The organism is Streptomyces sp. HNM0645, from assembly GCF_030056615.1.
Classification (GTDB): Bacteria; Actinomycetota; Actinomycetes; order Streptomycetales; family Streptomycetaceae; genus Streptomyces; species Streptomyces marianii.
Genome location: NZ_JASHLT010000012.1, coordinates 58,578 through 78,651, shown reverse-complemented (window position 1 = coordinate 78,651; position 20,074 = coordinate 58,578). Strand labels below are relative to the sequence as shown.

At 72.4% G+C, this 20,074-nt stretch carries 18 protein-coding genes, 1 tRNA gene and 1 pseudogene; 9 read left to right on the top strand and 11 right to left on the bottom strand.

Features of this window, described 5'->3' with window-relative positions:
• Positions 1-4: 4 nt before the first annotated feature.
• The gene (locus QMZ92_RS09925; protein WP_138057044.1) at positions 5-445 is read left to right on the top strand and encodes an Lrp/AsnC family transcriptional regulator; all 441 of its coding nucleotides are present in this window, start codon (positions 5-7) and stop codon (positions 443-445) included.
• 287 nt (positions 446-732) lie between these two features.
• On the opposite strand, the gene QMZ92_RS09920 is transcribed toward QMZ92_RS09925, so the two are convergent.
• Entirely contained in the window at positions 733-1,269 is a 537-nt protein-coding gene (locus QMZ92_RS09920; RefSeq protein ID WP_283296877.1) for a MarR family winged helix-turn-helix transcriptional regulator, read from the bottom strand.
• A 292-nt stretch (positions 1,270-1,561) separates the two neighbouring features.
• On the opposite strand from QMZ92_RS09920, the gene QMZ92_RS09915 reads away from it, so the two are divergent.
• On the top strand, positions 1,562-2,641 hold the full coding sequence (locus tag QMZ92_RS09915; RefSeq protein ID WP_283296876.1) for an alkene reductase: 1,080 nt from the start codon (positions 1,562-1,564) through the stop codon (positions 2,639-2,641).
• A 45-nt stretch (positions 2,642-2,686) separates the two neighbouring features.
• Entirely contained in the window at positions 2,687-3,592 is a 906-nt protein-coding gene (locus QMZ92_RS09910) for an NADP-dependent oxidoreductase (protein ID WP_283296875.1), read from the top strand.
• Here the strand turns inward: QMZ92_RS09910 and QMZ92_RS09905 are convergent.
• The 3 genes from QMZ92_RS09905 to QMZ92_RS09895 form a co-directional block, all read right to left on the bottom strand.
• Positions 3,489-4,580, bottom strand: coding sequence for a PepSY-associated TM helix domain-containing protein (locus QMZ92_RS09905; protein WP_283296874.1), 1,092 nt, complete (start codon positions 4,578-4,580; stop codon positions 3,489-3,491). The genes QMZ92_RS09910 and QMZ92_RS09905 overlap by 104 nt on opposite strands.
• Before the next feature lie 227 nt (positions 4,581-4,807).
• Positions 4,808-5,125, bottom strand: a complete 318-nt coding sequence (locus tag QMZ92_RS09900; RefSeq protein ID WP_283296873.1) for a hypothetical protein — start codon at positions 5,123-5,125, stop codon at positions 4,808-4,810.
• Positions 5,126-5,335: 210 nt separating this feature from the next.
• Positions 5,336-6,034: an NADPH-dependent FMN reductase gene (locus tag QMZ92_RS09895; protein WP_283296872.1), complete on the bottom strand. Its 699-nt coding sequence runs from the start codon at positions 6,032-6,034 to the stop codon at positions 5,336-5,338.
• Between the two features lie 946 nt (positions 6,035-6,980).
• Here QMZ92_RS09895 and QMZ92_RS09890 point away from each other — a divergent pair.
• Entirely contained in the window at positions 6,981-9,200 is a 2,220-nt protein-coding gene (locus QMZ92_RS09890; RefSeq protein WP_283296871.1) for an MMPL family transporter, read from the top strand.
• Positions 9,201-9,447: 247 nt separating this feature from the next.
• Here the strand turns inward: QMZ92_RS09890 and QMZ92_RS09885 are convergent, their stop codons facing one another.
• The 6 genes and pseudogenes from QMZ92_RS09885 to QMZ92_RS09860 form a co-directional block, all read right to left on the bottom strand.
• Positions 9,448-10,353: a vWA domain-containing protein gene (locus QMZ92_RS09885; protein WP_349307714.1), complete on the bottom strand. Its 906-nt coding sequence runs from the start codon at positions 10,351-10,353 to the stop codon at positions 9,448-9,450.
• A gap of 68 nt (positions 10,354-10,421) precedes the next feature.
• A pseudogene (locus QMZ92_RS09880) lies at positions 10,422-10,649 on the bottom strand (AAA family ATPase); the annotation flags it as partial.
• Entirely contained in the window at positions 10,646-12,415 is a 1,770-nt protein-coding gene (locus tag QMZ92_RS09875) for an ankyrin repeat domain-containing protein (RefSeq protein ID WP_283296870.1), read from the bottom strand. The pseudogene QMZ92_RS09880 and the gene QMZ92_RS09875, both read right to left, overlap by 4 nt.
• Positions 12,412-12,933: a hypothetical protein gene (locus QMZ92_RS09870; RefSeq protein ID WP_283296869.1), complete on the bottom strand. Its 522-nt coding sequence runs from the start codon at positions 12,931-12,933 to the stop codon at positions 12,412-12,414. The genes QMZ92_RS09875 and QMZ92_RS09870 overlap by 4 nt, the downstream gene beginning before the upstream one ends.
• Positions 12,934-12,999: 66 nt before the next feature.
• Positions 13,000-13,072 (bottom strand) — tRNA-OTHER (locus QMZ92_RS09865).
• A gap of 259 nt (positions 13,073-13,331) precedes the next feature.
• Entirely contained in the window at positions 13,332-14,255 is a 924-nt protein-coding gene (locus QMZ92_RS09860; RefSeq protein ID WP_283296868.1) for an NAD(P)/FAD-dependent oxidoreductase, read from the bottom strand.
• A gap of 95 nt (positions 14,256-14,350) precedes the next feature.
• On the opposite strand from QMZ92_RS09860, the gene QMZ92_RS09855 reads away from it, so the two are divergent.
• Together QMZ92_RS09855 and QMZ92_RS09850 are read left to right on the top strand one after the other, a co-directional pair.
• On the top strand, positions 14,351-15,031 hold the full coding sequence (locus tag QMZ92_RS09855; protein ID WP_283296867.1) for an SAM-dependent methyltransferase: 681 nt from the start codon (positions 14,351-14,353) through the stop codon (positions 15,029-15,031).
• Between the two features lie 43 nt (positions 15,032-15,074).
• Positions 15,075-15,794 (top strand): TetR/AcrR family transcriptional regulator, encoded by a 720-nt coding sequence (locus tag QMZ92_RS09850; protein ID WP_283296866.1) that lies wholly within the window; start codon positions 15,075-15,077, stop codon positions 15,792-15,794.
• Positions 15,795-15,830: 36 nt separating this feature from the next.
• On the opposite strand, the gene QMZ92_RS09845 is transcribed toward QMZ92_RS09850, so the two are convergent.
• A complete protein-coding gene (locus tag QMZ92_RS09845; RefSeq protein ID WP_283296865.1) occupies positions 15,831-16,400 on the bottom strand; it encodes a cyclase in 570 nt (189 codons plus the stop codon).
• 560 nt (positions 16,401-16,960) lie between these two features.
• Here QMZ92_RS09845 and QMZ92_RS09840 point away from each other — a divergent pair.
• The 3 genes from QMZ92_RS09840 to QMZ92_RS09830 all read left to right on the top strand — a co-directional run bounded on the left by QMZ92_RS09840 (position 16,961) and on the right by QMZ92_RS09830 (position 19,919).
• On the top strand, positions 16,961-17,794 hold the full coding sequence (locus QMZ92_RS09840; protein WP_283296864.1) for a GTP cyclohydrolase I FolE2: 834 nt from the start codon (positions 16,961-16,963) through the stop codon (positions 17,792-17,794).
• A gap of 183 nt (positions 17,795-17,977) precedes the next feature.
• Positions 17,978-19,489 carry an MFS transporter gene (locus tag QMZ92_RS09835; RefSeq protein WP_283296863.1) on the top strand — a complete coding sequence of 504 codons (1,512 nt, stop codon included), beginning with the start codon at positions 17,978-17,980 and terminating at the stop codon, positions 19,487-19,489.
• Between the two features lie 52 nt (positions 19,490-19,541).
• Positions 19,542-19,919, top strand: a complete 378-nt coding sequence (locus QMZ92_RS09830; protein WP_283296862.1) for a 6-pyruvoyl trahydropterin synthase family protein — start codon at positions 19,542-19,544, stop codon at positions 19,917-19,919.
• The last annotated feature ends 155 nt before the right edge of the window (positions 19,920-20,074 follow it).

The following is a 20,074-nucleotide window of genomic DNA, read 5'->3' as shown; positions in this document are numbered from 1 at the left end:
GCCCGTGGACGACATCGACCGCGCCATTCTCCGCGAACTCCAGACGGACGGCCGCATCCCCTACGCAGACCTCGGTCCCAAGGTGGGGCTCTCCCCCTCCGCCGCACGGCAGCGCCTGCAGCGGCTCATCGACACGAAGGCCGTCCAGGTCGTGGGCGTCACCGACCCCATGGCCATGGGCGGCCAGGCCATGGCCATGCTCGGTATCCGCGTCGACGGCGACCCGCGGGCCGTCGCCGACGCTCTTTCCGCCCGTGACGAGGTCGTCTACGCGGTGCTCACCGCCGGGCACTACGCCCTCTTCGCCGAGGTCGTCAGTCCGGGGCCGGCCGACCTGCTCGACTTCGTCAACGACGCCGTCCGGCCCATCGAGGGGGTGGCCGGTGTCGACACCTTCCCGTACTTCGGCATCCACACCCACCGCTTCATGTGGAACGTCGGCTGATCGGTCCCTCGCCACCGCCTCCGGCCGGCGGCGTACTGTCGTCCCCGTTCGCGGAGCGGTCCGCACCGCACGCCGCGGAGAGTCTCCGGCGGCACCGCCGAGTGCCGGACATCGGCCCGCCCGATGCGGCGGCGTGCCGGGCGCCTGCCGCCCGGCCCGCCGCCGCACACGGGAAAGGGGCACTGAACCAGTTCTCACTGTTCTTCGAGGACCGGCCCGGCATCCGATGAAACCAGGCGACTCGCACAAGAGCGCTGGCACGTCCCCGAACCGTCCCCGGACGGCCCTCACTGCTCCGCGTCGGTCGTTCGGCCGGGGCCGGTGGCCGCTTGTACGAGGTTGCACTCCAGCCGTTCGAGGGTGTGCAGGGCGGCCGTGCGTTCGTCGTCCGTGAGGCCGGCCGTGGAGATGTCCTCGAGTTGGCTCCAGACCTGCTCGACCTGACGGCGCAGGGCATGGCTCGCCGTCGTGGGTTCGATGAGTGATGCCCGCTTGTCGGTGGGGGAGGGCCGGCGGCGAACGAAGCCGGACTGCTCCAGGCGCCGGACGGTGCGGGTCATGGTGGCCGCGTCGGAGTCCAACAGTCGCACCAGATCGGTCTGCCGCTGCGGGCCGAGTTCCCACAGGTGCATCATGACCAGTTCCTGGCCCGGGTGCAGGCCGATGCGGCGCAGCAACGGGCCGGCGAACATGCGGTGCAGGCGGGCCAGGCGGAAGATCGCGTGACTGACGGGCCCGCCGCTGGCCGCCGCCGGGACGGGAACGGTGGCTTCCCGCTCGATCGCCGCGGGCTCGTCTCCCGCGTCCGGCGTGAGCCGCGTCATCTCGCCCTCTCCTTCATGGCTCAGCTCCTTTTACTGCTTGGTCAAGGTAACCCTACCGCGTCTTCGGGTGACGGGGGACGGCTCGACCTGGTCTCACATAAGAGCAGGTCAGGTCATGTTCTCTCGGTCGTCACGCTGGTGTTGGTCGCTTCACGGATGAGCTCAAGGGCGAGGTTGGGGGTGGTTGGTTGTCCGGACAGGTGATTTACTTGTTCGGACAGGTATCTCTGTCGGTGCGGATACCCCGTCGTGCCCGTGCCGCGCATCACCACCCACCCCGAGGGAACTCACCATGACCACAGCGACCTCCGCGTTCGATCCGATCGTGCTGGGCGGCAGGCGTCTGGCCAGCCGCATCGTGATGGCGCCGATGACCCGGAGCCGTGCCTACGGGCCCGGCGCCGAGCCGACGGAGCTGATGGCGACGTACTACGCGCAGCGCGCCACGGCCGGGTTGATCGTGACCGAGGGCATCCAGCCCTCGCCGATCGGCCAGGGCTACCCCGACACCCCCGGCCTGCACACCCCCGGACAGGTGCGGGCGTGGCGGAAGGTGACCGACGCCGTGCACGACGAGGGCGGCGTGATCTTCGCGCAGCTCATGCACACCGGGCGGATCGGTCATCCGAGTCTGCTGCCCGACGGCCTGGTGCCGGTGGGGCCCTCGGCGGTGGCCGCCAAGGGCCGGGTCTTCACCCACGAAGGACCAAAGGAGTTCGTGACGCCGAAGGAGCTGAGCGACACGGAGATCCGGCAGACCATCGCCGACTTCGCCACCGCGGCGCAGCACGCGATCGAGGCCGGATTCGACGGTGTGGAGCTCCACGGCGCCAACGGCTATCTGATCCACCAGTTCCTCTCCGACCACACCAACCGGCGCACCGACGCCTGGGGCGGGGGCGCCGAGGGCCGGACCCGATTCGCCGCCGAGGTCGCCACCGCCGTGGCGGAGGCGATCGGCGCGGAGCGCGTAGGCCTGCGGATCTCGCCCGGAAACCCGTACAACGACATGGTCGAGACCAACCCCGGCGAGGTCTACGAGGCGCTCCTGGCGCGGCTCGCCGGAGTGGACCTGGCCTATCTGCACCTGATGGAGGGCCCCGACCCCGAGCTGACGCCGCGGCTGCGCAAGGCGTGGCCCGGCACGTTCGTCCTCAATCCCTTCACCCACCCGGACGCCACCGGTCCCGACGCCCTGAGGCTGGTCGAGGACGGAAGCGCGGACATGGTGGCCTACGGGGCGCTGTTCCTGGCCAACCCCGACCTTCCCCACCGCCTCGCCGCCGGCGGCCCGTTCAACACTCCGGACCCGTCCACCTTCTACGGCGGCGACCACCGCGGCTACACCGACTACCCCGCCCTGACCGGCTGACGACCCAGACGGTTGCCAGGCAAGACCTCTACCCGGGAGTTCCTGATGTCCAAAGCGATCACCTTCTCCGAGTTCGGCACGCCCGACGTGCTGCGGCTGTCGGAGGTCACCACTCCGGAGCCCGGCCCTGGCCAGGTCCGCGTCCGCGTGCGGGCCGCCTCCGTGAACCCCCTCGACATGAAGATCCGGTCCGGGCTGATGGCCGGCAGCATTCCGGCCCGCTTCCCCGTGACCCCCGGCCTGGACGCGGCCGGTGTCGTCGACGCCGTCGGCGCGGGAGCCGGCGCGTCCGTGGGCGACGCGGTGCTCGGTGCGACCACCGGCGGCAGCTACGGCGAGTACGCCCTGCTCGACCTGCCGGTGGTCAAGCCCGACGCGGTTCCTTGGGAAGTCGCCGCCTCGATCGTCACGGTCGGTCTGACCGCCGCACGCGTCCTGGCGGAACTGGACGTGCGGCCCGGGCAGACCCTGCTCGTCCACGGCGCCGCAGGCAGCGTGGGCATCATCGCCGTCCAGCTCGCCGTCGCCCGGGGCGTCACCGTTGTCGGAACGGTCGGCGAACACGACATCGACCGTCTCGCCGCGCTCGGAGCCGGAGCCGTCCGCTACGGCGACGGCTGGGCGGACCGGGTGAAGGCCGTGGCTCCGAACGGAGTCGACTTCGTCTTCGACGCCTCGGGCGCCGGGGTGCTCGCCGACTCCGTCGCCCTGACCGGCAGCAGCGCGCACGTCGTCACCATCGCCGACATGACGGCCGCGCGGCACGGTGTCCGCTTCAGCGCGGGCGGTGGCAGCCGGACCGGGGAGTCCCTGGCAGAGCTGGTCGGTCTGGCCGCGGGCGGAGGGCTCAGCGTCCCGGTCTGGCGCACCTACCCCCTCGCGGAAGCCGCGCGGGCGCACGCCGACCTGGAAGCCCACCGCAACCGGGGCAAGGCCGTCCTGCTGCCTTGACCTCCTGTGCCGCCGCCTCGCTCGAGCGGGGCGGCGGCCCGTCCCACCGGACGCCGCCCCACAGAACGCAAGTGTCAGCCGAAGCTTTCGGCGGCAGGTCTGAGGGCCGACGCCGTGGCGTGGGTGAAACGGTCGCGGCCGAGATCGTCCTGCAGCCCGGTCGGCAGGGGTTCGAGAGCGGAGCCCTTGGGCTGGTCGGGTGGTCGTGGACGATGAACTGCGCTTGTCCGCCTTCGCGTTCGAGGGGCATGACGGACAGCCGGGCGGCGTCGGCCGAGCCGGACTGCGGCGGATGGGCGCGCCACGACGCCTGCCGCCCGTCTCCGTCGTCGGTCTCGGTGGTGGGGCCATGGCGTCGACCGAACCACAGCAGCAGACCGCCCAGGACCAGCACCCACAGCCAGCTCGCGGCGAGTTCGGAGTACAGCCGGCCCGTCTTCCCGAGGTGGAGGTTGCGGTGCAGGTCGTCCAGCCAGGTCGCCAGGGGCGTCGAGCCGAACCAGGTCGTCAGGGTGCCGCGTACCTCGGCTGTGTAGGGATCGACGTAGACGGTGCGCTGCTTGTCCTGCTCGGCGAGCTCGGGGACGGAGAGCCCGACCTTGGTGGTGTGGTCGGCAGCCTCGGGCGGAATGACCGACAGGACGGTGCCCTCGGGGTGGGCCTCCCGGGCGGCCGCTATCTGCTCCGTCAGCGGCTTCGCCGTCCCACCCATCCCCTCCACCCGCAGCTCCTTGCCGTAGACGAGCTGGTCCAGCTGGGGAACGGCGGTGTACGCCAGCCCGGTCAGCGCCGCTACCAGCAGGAACGGGGCGACCAGGACGCCGGCGTAGAAGTGCAGCCGGGTCAGCAGGGGCCACCAGCCGGAGCGTGTGCGTCCGTTGGCGGGGGTGGCGGACGGGGCCCTGCCGGACCGGTCGGACGTGGGCTCCTCGTCCGGGGAGTCGGCGGCTGGAGTTCCGCTGGGAGAGGCGTCGGATGTGGTGCTCATGAGTGGGTTCAGCTCCTGAAGTCCTGCCCGGCCCGCACGCAGAAGGGGGCTGGGGCTGTTCACTGCCGGAAGGACGCGCGCCAGCGATCGGTCCTTGGTGCGACGGGCGGAGCCGCCCGGAAGCCGGGGTACGCGTGAGAGCCGCCGAGTGCGGCCGGATGGTCCGGCTTCACGGGCGGTGGGAACACCGGCCGGGCGAGCGGTGCGTCGGCACCGCCGCGGTCGGATCAGTGGGCGAACAGCACCGGCGGACCACGTCGGGCGACCATGTGCTCCAGGACCCGGGTGCGGTACGGCACCTCGCGGTCCGCGCCGCGGTCCAGCGGAATGCGGCGGCGTGCAAGCAACGCCCCGAACCGCGACCACCGCCGCAGCAGGAACAGAGCGTGCAGCGCCGCCGACAGGGGTGCGCCCAGAAGTCGGCGCAGCCACCAGGCGGCACCGAGCCCGGCGATCAGGTGGGCGAGCAGCATGAGCGGGCTCGGATGGGCGGAAACCGCGGCCGCGCCGACGGGTTCGGCCCCTGTGCCGGCGGCTCCGGTCACGACCTCCGATGGGTCTCCGCCGGATACCGCACGCACGTACGCCGGTCGGGGCGATGGTCCGCCGTCCGCCGTCCGCCGTCCGCCGTCCGGAGGGCGGTCCCGCTGTGCGCAGTCGCGTCGCTCGCGGATCCGGCAGCCGAGCCCGACCGTGTGGCGGCGGCCCACCGTCGACACACCGGGATCCCGGGGATCGGGACCAGTGATCCGGGTTCAGGATTCGGCGCGCTGGGTGACCGGGGCGCTGCTGCGGTCGCCGAGGAACTCGTACCAGCGATGCTGCAGGCACGGGTACTGGATGTCCGCCTCGACCAGGTCCAGGAAGGAGTCCACGGTCTCCGCGAGACGCTCCCGGAGCCCGCCGTCGGTCAGGTCACCACTGTCGGTGAAGGCCTGGTGAGCGGCGGCGAGACTGAACATCCCGGGGTAGACGCGAGCCCCAAGGTGCTCCAGTGGTACGCGCAGGGCCCACAGGCCCCGGTTGCCGCCCACCATGGACGGCGACGCCGAGACCAGCAGCGTCTGCTTGTTCTTGAACGGCTGCGGCCGGAAGCGGGAGACCCAGTCGACGGCGTTCTTCACGGTGCCCGGTACCGAGGCGTTGTACTCGGGGGATGCGATGACGAGGGCCTGCGCGGCCTCGATGCGCTGTCGCAGGGCGGCGGAGCCCGGGGGCGGCCCTTCCGCCTCCTCGGCGTCCCCGTCGTACGGGGGAACGGCGAACTCGCGCAGGCCGGCGAGATCGACCAGGGCGCCCGTCTGCCCGACGAGCCTGCCGACGAGCTCGGCCAGGCGCTCGTTGAGGGAGCCGGTCCGGGACGAGCCGGAGAGGACGAACACCCGCAGAGCCGAGCGGCCGACAGATGGGGACGGCACTCCCGAGCCGTCCGGGACCGGGGCGGAATCGTTCATGATCGTGCCCTTCTCTTCGCTGGGCGGCGCTCAACGCCGGTTGAGGCCGCGGACTCCCACCTGCGTTGATCATGACGCCGACGTCCTCCTTGTGCACCCATGCCCGGGCTCCGGCGCGCCTGGAGTGTACGAACGAGGAGAGGTTGGATCGGCCGAGGGGAGCAAGGGCCGCCGGCACTGCGTCGCGCTGCCCTCCGGCGGCACCGGACCAACCGCCGGAACCGGTTCGGGCGCGGGCATCGGTCCCTCCTCCAGCACGGTCTCCGCCGCTCGAGCGACCTCCTGAGTTCGACTCCGTCGGGATCCGGTGGACGCCGAGGTCAACCACTGGTGGTCCGCCGGGACTTCAACCGAGAGACCCCGTGCTGGTCGGGGAAGTCCCGGAAGGCGGCCGGCGGCCGGGGCGGGGCCGGCCGGAAGTGCGCTTCCACGGCCGGCACGGTGACCCTGACGCCTCGTTGAGCCCTCGAGATGCTGGCCGGCCGGCAGGAGCGGTTCGATCCGGCCTCCGCCGCCACCTCATCCCTCTCCCGACGGGCACGCGGTGTGGTCACCACCGACTCCGGTCCGGAACCGTGCAGTTGACGGAACCGTGTCCGGCGCCGAGGCCGCCCTCAGGGGGCATCCGCGTTCACGAGGGCCCCGACCTGATCGGGGACGCTCCGAATCGTCCGGTGCGGCCCCGGGGGAACGCGACGGCCGGTGGTCGGCTGACAGGCACTGGTTCGGTGAAGGAACGAAATGTGGCGTACACCCATCCTCGGATCTACTCCTCGGGGGAGAGGAGCACGGAGACGCGCTACACCCAATGCAGTACGCCGGTCCAGCCCCAGGGGCGGATCAAATGAGGCAGAACCCGGGCGAGCATGAACGGGTAGCCCGGTCAGAAGCCCTCCATCCCATCTGCCGGGTCTCGTCCTGCCCGTATCCGACGGATTGGTCCCAGGTGGCTACGTTCCTCTACCGACTCGGCCGACGCGCGTTCCGGCGCCGCGGTCTCATCGCCCTTCTGTGGGTGGCCGTACTCGTGGGCGCCGGCGTTGCAGCGTCCGCCGCGCCCGCCCCTCCCGAAGACTCCTTCTCCATGCCCGGCACCGAGTCCCAGAAGGCGTTCGACCTCCTCGACGAGCGCTTCCCGGCGGCCGGCGCGGAAGGCGCCACGGCGCGTGTGGTGATCCGCGCCCCCGGAGGGGGCAAGATCTCCGACCCGGCCGGCAGAGCCACCGTAGAAGAGCTGGTCACCTCCCTCGGCGACGGCCCGCAGGTCGCCTCGGTGGCCGACCCGTTCGAGGCGGGCGCCGTCAGCGAGGACGGCACGACCGCGTACGCCTCGGTGACGTACACGGTCAATGCCATGGAGCTGACCGACCAGGCCCGCGAGTCGCTCACCGCGGCCGCCGACGACGCGCGCAGCGCCGGCTTCACCGTCGAAACCGGCGGCGACGCGGTCATGGCCGAGCAGGAGATGGGCGGCACCGCCGAGTTGATCGGCCTCGGTGTTGCTGCCGTCGTGCTCCTGCTGACCTTCGGCTCCCTCGTTGCGGCCGGAATGCCGCTGCTTTCGGCGATCATCGGTGTGGGCATCGGCATCTCCGGTATCGGGGCGCTCGGCAGCACACTGGAACTGTCCGCCACGACCTCCACGCTCGCCATGATGATCGGCCTGGCGGTCGCCATCGACTACGCCCTGTTCATCGTCTCGCGCTACCGCGCCGAGATCGCCGAGGGCCGCACCCCCGAGGAGGCCGCGGGACGCGCGGTCGGCACCGCCGGCTCCGCCGTGGTCTTCGCGGGACTCACCGTCGTCGTGGCCCTGGCGGGCCTCGCGGTGGTCAACATCCCGATCCTCACCAAGATGGGCCTGGCCGCCGCCGCCACGGTCGGCATCGCCGTGCTGATCGCGCTCACCATGACCCCGGCGCTGCTCGGCTTCGCCGGCAAGAGGGCACTCAGCCGCAGGGACCGCAAGGCGGCCGCCGGACAGCGGACGGCGTCCGCCGAGCCCAAGCTCGGCACTCGCTGGGCCCGCTTCGTCCTGCGCCGTCCGGTGACCGTGCTGCTCACCGCGGTCATCGGCCTCGGCGTCGTTGCCGTGCCGGCCACCAGTCTGGAGCTGGGCCTGCCGGACGAGGGCAGTTCGGCACCCGACACCACCCGGCGCAAGGCCTACGACATGCTGTCCGAGTCCTTCGGCGCAGGGTTCAACGGCCCGCTGATGGTCACCGTCGACACGCGGGGCGCCGACGACGCGAAGGCCGCCGCCGCGACCGTCGTCAAGGAGATCACCAACCTGGGCGAGGCCGCCGCTGTCACCCCGGCGAACTTCAACGAGCAGGGTGACACCGCCGTCCTCACCGTCGTGCCCAAGACCGGGCCGAGCGACGCGGCCACCGAGGAACTGGTCAGGGACATCCGCTCGCTGTCCGACGGCATCAGGTCCGAGACGGGCGCGACCATCCTGGTCACGGGCATGACCGCGATGACGATCGACTTCTCGCAGACCCTGGACGATGCGCTGATCCCCTACCTCGCCCTGGTCGTCGGTCTCGCCTTCCTGCTCCTGATGCTGGTGTTCCGCTCCGTCCTCGTCCCGCTGAAGGCGGCCCTGGGTTTCCTGCTCTCGGTGGCGGCGGCGCTCGGCGCGGTGGTCGCGGTGTTCCAGTGGGGCTGGCTCGCGGACGTGTTCGGTGTGGACCAGCCGGGTCCGATCATGTCGATGATGCCCATCTTCATGATCGGCGTGGTCTTCGGCCTGGCGATGGACTACGAGGTCTTCCTCGTGACCCGCATGCGCGAGGCCTACGTCCACGGATCGTCCGCCGCCGAGTCGGTCACCACCGGCTTCACCCACGGCGGTCGGGTCGTCGCGGCAGCCGCGATCATCATGATCAGTGTCTTCTCCGGCTTCATCATGGAGAACGACGACATGATCAAGATGATGGGCTTCGGCCTCGCCATCGCGGTCCTCTTCGACGCCTTCGTCGTGCGCATGGCCATCGTGCCCGCCGTGCTCGCCCTGCTGGGCACCAAGGCGTGGTGGCTCCCCACGTGGCTGGACCGCATCCTGCCGAACGTCGACGTCGAGGGCGAAAGGCTGCGCAAGGAACTCGGCGGCACCGCCGAGTCCTCGGAACCCGCCCGCGAGCCCGAGACGGCCGGGGTCTGACCGGCACAGGCGAGGACGCGGCTGCCCGACGGCAGCCGCGTCCTCGCGTACGGAACCCGACCGCAACGTCTCCCCACGTGGTTGCACGGCTCACGTCCGGACCCGGGTGCCGCACAGACGTCGGCCACCGGGTCGTCGTCCGGTAACGCGTCGTCGGCCAACGCTCGTCCCCGACGCTGCGCCTGGACGCCGACGACGTGGACCTGTGCGTGCGCCAGGGCCGTGCGGCCCGACGTCTCGCCGGAGTTCAGAGCCCGTCCGGTGGGACCCGTACCGTCTTCACCCAGCAGGGAGGGGCCGGAGCAGCGGAGCCGACCAGCGCGGCGACGATCCGGCAGGAGGACGGTTCGGCGTCGGGCCAGGGTGTTTGACCGTCCGTCAGGACGACGACGAAGTCGGGCCGGGCGAGGGCCGCCCCGATGCCGGCGCGCATGTCAGTGCCCCCGCCGCCGGCCAGTTCGACCTGGTCGGCCGAGGTCACCCGGGACACGGTGTGCACATCGGCGTCGCACGCCAGCACCGTGACCCGGTTGCCCCGCACTCCGACCTCCCGCAGCACTCCGGTGATCTCGGCCATGGCGGCGGCGAGTTGGTCCTCGCCCATGGAGCCGGAGGTGTCCACCACGACGGCCACGAGCGGCACCGGGCGGCGCAGGCTCGGCCGGATCACCCCGCGCAGCGCCGGGGTGCGGCGGGACGGGCGCCGGTAGGTGTAGTCGACGGCGCCGCCCGGCCATGCCGCGGCCGCCCGTACCGCGCCTGCCGCCGGTCCACGGTGGGTTCCAGGATCTGTTCCGCCCAGCGCCGCCAGCCCGCGGGAAGGGTGCCCCCGGGCTCGCTGGTGGGCCCGCATCGCCTCGGCGGTGGCGCGGCGCAGGGCCTCCGTCTCGGCCGGGCCGAGGCGGGCGGGGTCGTGCGGTCCGCCCGGCTCCCACGGCACTGTCTGGCCGTGGGCGCCGGACCCGCAGTCGGGTGCGCGCACTCCGGGCGGGAGCCGGTCAACGTACGCCTCGAACAACTGCCCTTCAGGCAGGCCGAAGCCGCGAGGCTCCATCCGCCCCTCGGGGAGGGGAAGACCGTCGGCGAGGAGGTCGTCGTTGATCTCGCAGTCCTGGGCGACGTTGACGCGGTAGCGGTCGAGCCGGTCGGTCAAGGGGAGCCTGTCGGCCCGGCCGTGGTGGTCGCGCAGCAGGTGGGACGCCTCGTGCACCCACACGGCGGCAGGCCGAGCCCGGCGGCCAGCTGTTCAAGTCCGGCGGACTTGCCGCTGCCGGGCTCGCCCCACAGCAGCACCGGCTGGTTGGCCGTCACTGCGAGGGCGAGGGCCTCCAGCCCGGGATTGGCGGACGGCTCGGTACGCGTGGTGCCCGGACTGCGGTCGGGCGCGTCGGCAGCCCCGAGCGGACCGGCCGGGTGAGACGGGCCGGGCAGGCCGGTGGCGGCGGTCACGTGTGCGTGTCCTCATCGGTCGTCTTCGTCGTCCTGGTCGTCGAGATGCGAGCCCGTGCCTCCCACCTGTCGTCGCCGAGGCCGGGATGCTCCGCGCGGACTCGGTCGCGGAGGAAGGCCAGGTCGCCCCTCCTGCGGAGTTTGACGACGTGGGCCAGGGACATGCCCGACGGGTCCACCGTGTCGATTCTCGCTCCGGCGGCGATCAACGCCTCCACCAGGGTGCGCGATCCGCCTTCCGAGGCGGTCGTGAACAGCGGCGTCCGGCCGGAGTTGTCGGTGGCTTCCAGGGCGGCTCCCGCCGCCAGCAGCCGGGGCAGCAACTCCTCGTGGTCCAGGAGGTGGAGGGCGTGCAGCAGGGTGCGCCCGGCACCGTCCCGAACGTGCGGGTCGACGCCCGCGTCCAGGAGGGCCAGTACGCCCGGTGCGTCGCCGTGCTCGGCGTGCCGGAAGAGATCGGCCCGCTGGGCGCGCAGTGCCTTCGGCAGCCTGCCGGAGGCGGACGTCCAGGCCGGCTGCACGGCGAAGCAGCCGGTGACGGCGCCGCCGAGGGCGCGCAGGGCGCGTTCCCGGCGCTGTTCCTCCTCGGCGTGGGGCATCCGGAGGCCGCCGTCGGCCCAGGCGACCCGGTGCCACTCGCCCCGGCAACGCACGCGGACCGGCTCGGGGGCTTTCGGACCGGGCGGTCCCGCGGCGCCGTCGGCGATCTCCAGGGCGGGGAACAGAGCCCGGGCGACCAGTGGGTGCAACCGCGCGGGTGCCACCTGCCCGCTCCGGACGAGATCGAGGTCGGGCAGTCGGCGCCAGAAGACTTCGGGCACGTGCGGCACGGTTGCGAGCCGGTCGGGCGCGGCCAGCCTCGCCCGGAGCGTTCCGGCCGGACCGGGCTCGGAGAGCTCCAGCAGGATGGCGGCTCCGTAGTTCAGCGGGATCTGGAAGCGGCTGCTCCCTCGCCTCTGGGAGAGGCGCCGGAACTCGGGGGTCAGGCGGGGGAGGTTGAGGGGGCACTCACGCAGCAGGGACTCGGGGTCGACGCGATACCAGCTCCTGGTGGCGGGCGGGGTCAGGTCGAGGCCGATGCCCGCGGCGGCGAACGCTGCTTCCAGTTCGCCGTGCTCGTGCAGCCGGGTGATCCACTCGGTTCGGGCCGCGGGATCGTGGGAGCCGGGATCGGCCGTGGGCAACTCCTCCGGCGGCAGAGGCGTGCCGTCGACGCGGCAGAACGGCGCCCGGTCCCGGCCGCCGCCGCACCGCTCGCGGAGCGCGGCCGTGTGCCGGGCGTCCCACAGGTGCCGGGCCGAGGTCCAGTCGTGGACACGGGGACCGGTGTCGCCGAGGAACTCCTGGACTCCGGCGACCGCGCAGTGCAGCGCGAGCCGTTGGGGGCCTTCCGGCCGGCTCGGGGTCGTGACGAAGAGCAGGGGTCCGGCCGGCCGTTCGGCGGGCGGACCGTAGCGGGCCAGAAGAACGGTCCTGCCTGGGACGAGCCGGGTGTGCCCGCCTCGTGCGTAACGGGGCAGATGCCAGCGCAGCAGGTCGGGCACGAAGTGGCGCAGGTCGTCCAGGAGCGCGGCGGCGGTCTCGGCGCCGTGCCGGGCGGCGATCTCCGCCGGGACGAAGGCGACGTCGACGCGGGCGGCGGCGCAGGCGGCGGCCCAGTCCCCGGCGAGGCGGTGTGCGGTGGCCTGCTCGATCATCCACGGGGGCACGGCAAAGTGGCGGATCCGTCGCCAGGCCGCTGCTGCTTCGGGCGGGAAGGAGCTCACCGGTGGACACTTCCTTTCGCACGCGGGTCGCGGTGTGCGGGGGGTGCCGAGACGGGCCGCAGCCGCTGGTGGTGGCGGCGCTTCCCCCTGCGGGGGAGACCGGGGCCGCGCCCCGTGCACTCCCGGGGCGAACCGTCGGGAACGGCCGCCGGAAGCGCCTCGGCGCCGCGGTGGGTGGGGCCGGTACGGCGCGGTTCCCGGCGGATCAGCGGGCTGCCGGGCAGGGCACCGGCCACCGTGCGGGTGCCGGTGCTGCCGATGGCGTTGGTGCCGAGCGGCACCTGTGGGGCGTGCGGGGTGGAGGCGGCCACGGGCAGCGGACGGGTCGCACCGTTCGGGCGGGGACCCTGCCTCCACAGGCCGACACGGCCGTAGGGGCTCAGGGGACCGAGCGGGAACGCCTCATGGGAGCAGTCCGGTTGACCGGCTGCCGGCCCGGCCGGCAGCGGGGCGAGGGCGGTGAGCGGGATGCCGGGGTGCTCGATCGAGGGGCGGCGCGCGGGGGTCGGCTGCGTCATCACCACTCCACCGGTGTCTGTCGCCGGTGTCCGGCGTTCGGCGTCCTCCACAGGGAGAGAGGGCGGCAGGACCGACCGGATTCGAACCGGCGTCCTCCTACTTGACGTTCGGGCGCGACGACCACTGCGCTACGGTCCTGCCAGGCGTGATCATAGCGACCGATCGCACATGTGGTCGACGTCCTTCGCCGGGGGCCCACGCGCACATCCCGCCCTCGGCTCGCCGCCGGTGTCCCGCGCCGGAGATCCGTCGGCTGGAGCGGTCGACGACGGCCTTCCACGTGTGGGGTCGGGGACGGGACGCCGTGCACCGTTTCCGGTGCGGGCCTTCCCGTCCCCGACCGTCCCGCAGGCGGCTGCAAGCGTGACCGCTGCGGTCGCCCGGGGTGCTGGGGAGGTCAGGCCAGGTGGGCGAAGTGGATGGCGTCGGCGGCGGCACTTCCGGCGGTGACGGCGGGAACCGCTCCCTGTTCCCAGGTCCTTCCGGTCAGGTCGCCGGCGGCGTAGAGCCCGGAGATGCTGGTCTGGCGACCGTCGTCGACGGTGACGTAGCCGTCGTTCAGGGCCAGGCCGTGGTCTTCGGCGAGGCGCTCCACCAGCGGCACCTGCCGCTGCGGCTGCGGCCAGAGCAGGGTCCGCCGTTCCAGGAGGCTGCCGTCGGCCAGCTCCACGGTGTGCAGGTCGCCGTCGGTGTGGTGCAGGCGGGTGATCTCGCCCTGGACGAGGTCGCTGCCCTGCTTGCGCAGGCTTCGGCGCAGTTCGTCGGCGCCGGGCAGCGAGGGCGGGGCGACGGCGATGGCATCGTCGGTCCAGGCGCGGAAGGCTGTGGCGGCCATGCCGAGGTAGTGAGGGTCGTCGGAGACCAGGGCCCAGGTGCGGTCGGCGTTCTCCTCGCCGATGCAGAACGGGCAGTGGATCACCGTGCGGCCCCAGCATGCGGCGAAGCCCTCCACGCCGTCGGGGCGCTGGTCGATGACGCCGGTGGCCAGGATGACGTTCCGGCCCCACGCCGTGTTCCCGTCGTCCGCTCGCACGTGGAATCCGTCGCCGTTCAGCGGGGTGATCTCGCTGACCGTGGCGTCGAGCCGCCGGGCCAGTCCGTAGCGGCGCAGCTCCTCCCAGGCGCGGGAGCGCAGTTCGTCGGGGGTGGCGCCTTCCAGGCCGATCAGGCCGTGCACGCCGCGGGAGGCGGCGTTGCGGGGCGGGGCGGGGGACTCGACGACCAGGGTGCGCTGCCGGTAGCGGGTCAGGGTCAGCGCGGCGGTCAGGCCGGCGGGACCTCCGCCGATGATCACGGTGTCGTACTGGGCTGTGGGGTCCACGGGATGCCTCCGAAGGGATTGACGAAAACGAATGACCGATGGTCATACTACTGACCAACGGTCATTCGCTTGATCCCATTCCCGCTGGAGGAACTGTGACCCACAACACCGGCCACGCTTGCGGTACGCACGACAGTGGCCATGCCCACGGGCCCGGGGCGGCCTCGTACCCGGACTTCGAGTGGGACGACCTCTACACCGGCGACGGAAGCGACACCTCCGATCCCGACCCCACGCTCCTCGCCCCCGCCGACGACCTCCCCCCGGGCAGGGCCCTGGACCTGGGCTGCGGTTCCGGCGGCAACGCCCTCGCGCTCGCCGAACGCGGCTGGCGCGTCACCGGAGTGGACCTCGCTCCCCGCGCCATCGCCTCCACCCGCGCCGCCGCCTGCGCCCGCGGCCTGGACGACCGGGTCGAACTGGCCGTCGCCGACAGCGCCACCTGGCGACCCGAAACCACCTACGCATTCGTCCTCAGCTCCTACGCCCTGCCGCCCCGCGGCCCGGCCCGCACCGCCACCCTCGCCGTCCTGGCCGCCGCACTCGCTCCTGGCGGGACCCTGGCCCTCGGCGAATGGGACGAGGAGGCCTGCGACTGGGCCGAGCCCGGCGATCTGGTCACCCTCGCCGAGCTGACCGAAGCCCTCACCGGACTCGGCCTGGACGTCGTGCGCGCCGAACGGCAGGTCGTGCCGAGGATCCAGCACCCCGGTGAGGACCACGCGGTCATCGTCATCGCCCGCAAGCCGCATGACGCCCTGGAGGCTTCCGGCTGACCGGTCACCGGTCGGTCTGCCGACCGACGACGTAGGAGGGACCGTGCCCGCGGAGAGGTCCGCCCCCGCCCAGCCGACCGGACGCTTCCAGCCCCCGGACGCCCGCCACCAGATCCTCGACGCCACGGCGGCACTGCTGCTGGACGACGGCCGCGAGGCGCTGACCGTCAGCAGGGTCGCCGCTCGCGCCGGGGTCGCCAAGGGCACGGTCTACCTCTGCTTCGACTCCAAGCAGGAACTCCTGGCCGCGCTCCAGGCCGAGATGTGGGACCGCATGCTCCAGCAGCCCACCACCCCCCTGGAGCAGCCCGGGCTGACGTGGACCGAACGTCTCGACGGGCTCGTCGCCGCCTGGATCGCCGCCGAACAGGACCACCACGAGTCCTACCGCCGGCTCTTCCACGAACCCCGTGGCAGTACCGAGGAACCCGGGACCGCCGCCCGCGACCTGCTCGTCACCCTCCTCGCGGAAGGCCATGCGGCAGGTGAGTTCGACGTTCCCGACCCCGAACTCACCGCCGACTTCCTCACCCACGCCTACACCGGCCCCTGCCACCACACCCGGACCGACACCGACGTGACCACCGCCGTGCAAGGCCTCTTCCGCCGCGTCGTCGCCGCCCACCCGCCGATGCGGTGGGCCGCCCCCACCGCGGACCGACCGTCGAACCGCGCCACCGTCAGGTCCGCGGGGGCGTGTGCGGCGGTGCGCTCGGTTCCCGCGCCGTCCGCGCCCGGTGCGCCCGCCCCGGCCTGTTGGTGACGCGGAGAACGCCGATGGCCCCGGTGGCCTCCCGGGTCAGCCGATGGCCGTGGAGGTGAGTACCGGGTTGGGGGAGGGGTAGCAGGCTGTCGGCACGCTGACGGTGACGAAGAGGATCGGGACGCTGGCGGTGAAGGTGAGGCCGGGACTGCTGTAGCTGGAGCCGGCGAGCCGCGTCTCGATGGCCCCGCCGGATGTTCCGGCAGTCAGGTCCATGGTCAGTGCCGGCAGGGTGAAGGATCGCCCGCCGCCGATCGGTCCGGGCACCGACATGACGATCTCCCCGCCGCTCACGCTGACGGAGGGGGTTCCTGAGCCGATTCCGGAGCCGCCGGTGAGGCGGGCGTCGGTCAGTGTCGCGTTGGTCGGGACGGGGGCCTTGAGGGTGATGTTCTTGATCGACTTGACCGTGTAGCCGCTCACCGACCCGGGGACGGTCATCGGTTCGGGGGCCAGCGTGACGGAGAGGGAACCGCCGGGCGTGACGGTGTCCGGCGCGCTGGCGTCGACACCGGCGGAGAGGTCGAACGTCTGCGCGGAGCCGATCGGCGGGCTGGCCTGGCAGGCCATGTCCAGGGTGGTGCCGGCGGCCGAAGCGGGGCTCATGGCCAGGCATGTGACTGCCAGAGCCGCGGCCCCTGCCATCGGCAGGCGTAAGTGTGCTGGTCTCGGAGTCATGACCGTCCTCCTCGGGGTTCGGGTGCACGTCGAGCGGAGCGTCGGCGTGCGGTGTGTCGCGTGCATGACAGCACTTCCAGGGTGCGATGTACAGGGCCGTGCGTCCGCCGTCGTCCCCCGTCCTCCCGTGCCGGCCCCGGCGCTCCGCGGCACCGGGGGCGACGCCGGGAACTGCTGCCCGTACGGCGCGGTCCGCCGACGGTACGAGCCCGGTCCACGGCCGGGCGGGCTCAAGCCCACGGCTCGGGGCCGGGCGGCGTTCGCGGTCCGTCCGCGGCCCGCCCGGGCCGGTGGGAGTCCTGCTCGTGCCTGCCCGGTGTCCTCCGGCCGGGGGAAGGCCGTCTCGGGTGACGGGGTGGCCGATCGACGGTATGCGGAGCCGACGCCAGGCCTGAGCCTGGAGTGGCACCCACCCGAAGCCTCTGGGCGAGAGGGGAACAGCAGTCCGGTTCCGGCACCTCGCCCAGACCCCACGAAGGGACAGGCCGATGCTCCGAACCCGCGCAGGCGACTCTCACTCGCCCTGCCCTGCCCCCGCCGCCGCGGCCGGCGATCTGCACGACGTCCAGAGCGAACGAGACGGGCGCGGCATCGAGATCGACCAGGTCGGTATCAGCGGACTCCGGTACCCCGTGACGTTCGACGACGGCGACCTCCGCCAGCAGGGCATAGCGGACGTCATGGTCACCGCACGGCTGCAGCACGACCGCCGAGGCACGCACATGAGCCGCATGGTCGCGCTCGTGCACGAATTCCTCCAGGACTTCGACCCGAGGGCCGTCGGCACCGTCCTGAAGGCCGGCGCCGCAGCCCTCGACACCCCCGGACTCTCGATGCATCTCTCGACGAGCGTCGCCCACGAGGTCGTGGCGCCCGCCAGCGGAATCCCGTCCTGGGCCGTGCACGATGTCCTGTTCGCGATGCACTGGGACGCGGGTCGGGTGCGTCTGGACACCGCCGTCACCTGTGAAGTCACCAGTCTGTGCCCCTGCTCGAAGCACATCTCCGACTACGGTGCCCACAACCAGCGCAGCGAGGTGACACTGCGTGTGACGGGCGAAGGGGACTCGGCGTACCCGGCCCGGGTGCGCGAGCTCGTCGGCCTCGCCACGGCCTGTTCCTCGGCGCCCGTCGTCCCGCTGGTGAAGCGCCCCGACGAGCGTGTGCTGACGATGCAGGCCTACGACAACCCGGTCTTCGTCGAAGACATGGCGCGAGAGGTGTCCGCCGCCTGCCGCAGCCGCGACCTCGCCCACCGGGTCACGGTGAGGAACCTGGAGAGCATCCACAGCCACGACGCCGTCGCCGTGGTGAACGGCTGACACGCCGGCTGCCCGTCGCTCGGTCCGACCGCCCGGCGGCCACACAGAGGTCCGAGCGTCCCGGGCGGTGTGCCGACCGACCGCGACGAGGCGCCGGCCCCCCCGACGGCTCCTTCCGACGGAGCCGGTGCCGCGGCCGGAAAGGCTCACCGGCATGTGCCGGATGATCCGAGGAGACATCAGATGGATCGGCCCGCCCGCGCGTTCCCCGTGCCCACGGCCCCACCCGCCCTTCCGCCCGGGCGAGGACGGGCGCCGTCGTCCGGGCCGACGTCGCTGCGGACGCCGCTGGCGATACTCGCCGCCGCGCAGTTCCTGGTGATGTTCAGTGCGTCGAACATCAACATCGTTCTCCCGGCCATCGGCGAGGCCATGGACCTGCCGCCCGTGGACCTGTCCTGGGTCGTCACCGCCTACGTGCTGGCCATCGCCGCCCTGCTGCTCCCGGCCGGAGCGGCCATGGACATCACCGGCCGGCGCAGGCTTCTCCTGACCGGCCTGGCCGTGCTCTGCGGCTCGTCCGTCATGGCCGGCCTGGCGGGCGGTGCCGGAACGCTGATCACGGCGCGGGCACTGCAGGGAGCCGGGGTCGCCCTGGCGGAGCCCGCGGTGCTCTGTCTCCTCATGGCCCTCGTTCCCGAACCCCGCAGGAACAAGGCCCTCGGAATCCTGGGAGCGGGTGCCTCGCTCGGCGGTGGGACGGGAGTGCTGCTGGGCGGCCTGCTCACCGAGGCCGTGGGCTGGCGGGGCATCTTCTACGCGACGTCGGCCCTCGCTCTGCTGCTCGCCCTGGCATGTGCGGCGGGTGTACCGGCCGACGCCGGGAACGGCCGCAGGCTGTCCCGCCACGATCTGAAGGCGGCCGCCCTGATGCTGGTCGGGCTGCTCGCCCTCGCCTACGGGATGACCGAGGCCGGGCGCTCCGGCTGGACGCGGCCCGCCGTACTGCTGCCCCTGGCCGTCGGCACCGTACTGCTCACCGCTTTCGCCGCTTCCGAGCAGCGCAGGGATCGTCCGCTGCTGCCCCTCCGTGTGTTCTCCACAGGACTCGTGGGTCCCGCGAACATCGCCATGGCCGTCCTGGGCATGGTGATCACGGGAATGTTCTTCTTCCTCTCCCTGTACCAGCAGCAGATCCTCGGCGACGGCCCGAGGGCCGCCGCTCTGTGCCAGATCCCCCTCTCGGTGGCCGCGGTCCTCGGTTGCACCCTGGCGCCCCGGCTCGCGCGACGCGCAGGTCCGCCTACGGCCCTGGGGATGGGACTGGCCGCACTGGCCGCGGGGCTGCTGTGGCTGGGAGGAGCGCCGGGGGAGGGGACCTTCCTCCAGGAGGCCATGGTGCCGTCACTCCTGATCGGTGGTGGGCTGGGCATCGCGTTCGTGCAGATCACGCAGGCTGCCACGGCGGGGGTACCGCATCAGGACTCGGGGTCGGCCAGCGGCCTGGTGACCACCGCGAAAATGATCGGAGGCGTGTTCGGCCTCGCGCTGCTGACCGGCCTGGCCGCTTCCAGGACCGCCGGGGCCGACCCTCTCGCCTCCGAGGTCCAGGCCCTGCACGAGGGTTACCAGGCCACGTTCACAGTCCTCGGTCTGGCCGTCCTCGCGACCGCGCTCTTCCTTCTCGCGGTCTTCGTCCGCCGTCGGCGCGCACTGAAAGGAGCGGCCCCGGCCCCGGGGAGCGGGCCGGCGTAGCCGTACTTCGCTCCCGTCCCATGATCCGTCAAGCACCAGGCAGGAGTTCACCGTGCTGACCATATCCAAGGAATTCCACTTCTCCGCGAGCCATCAGCTCGATCGGCTGCCGGAGGGACATCCGTGTGCCCGGATGCACGGACACAACTACATCCTCGTCATCGAACTGTCGTCCGCGCCGGACGAGCTGACGGATGCCGGATTCGTCCGCGACTACCGGGACTTGGCCGAGTTCAAGGACTGGATCGACTCCGCTCTGGACCATCGCCATCTGAACGACTGCCTCCCGGACCGGAACCCGTCCGCGGAACAGATAGCGATGTGGGTGCACGAGACGTGGTCGCCACGCATTCCCGAACTCAGCGCCGTGCGTGTGTCGGAGACCCCGAAGACCTGGGCCGAGTACCGTCCGGTGACCCAGGGGAGCTGATGTTCCGTCAAGGTACGCCGGGCTCCTCCTCGTGCGGCCGGGCCCACCGGCCGCACCCGGATCGCTGCATGGCCGGGCCGTACGCGTCCCTCCCGTGCGGTGAAGGCACCCGACCGGCGACGTGTACGCGTTCCTCCGCTCTTCGTCCTCCGTTT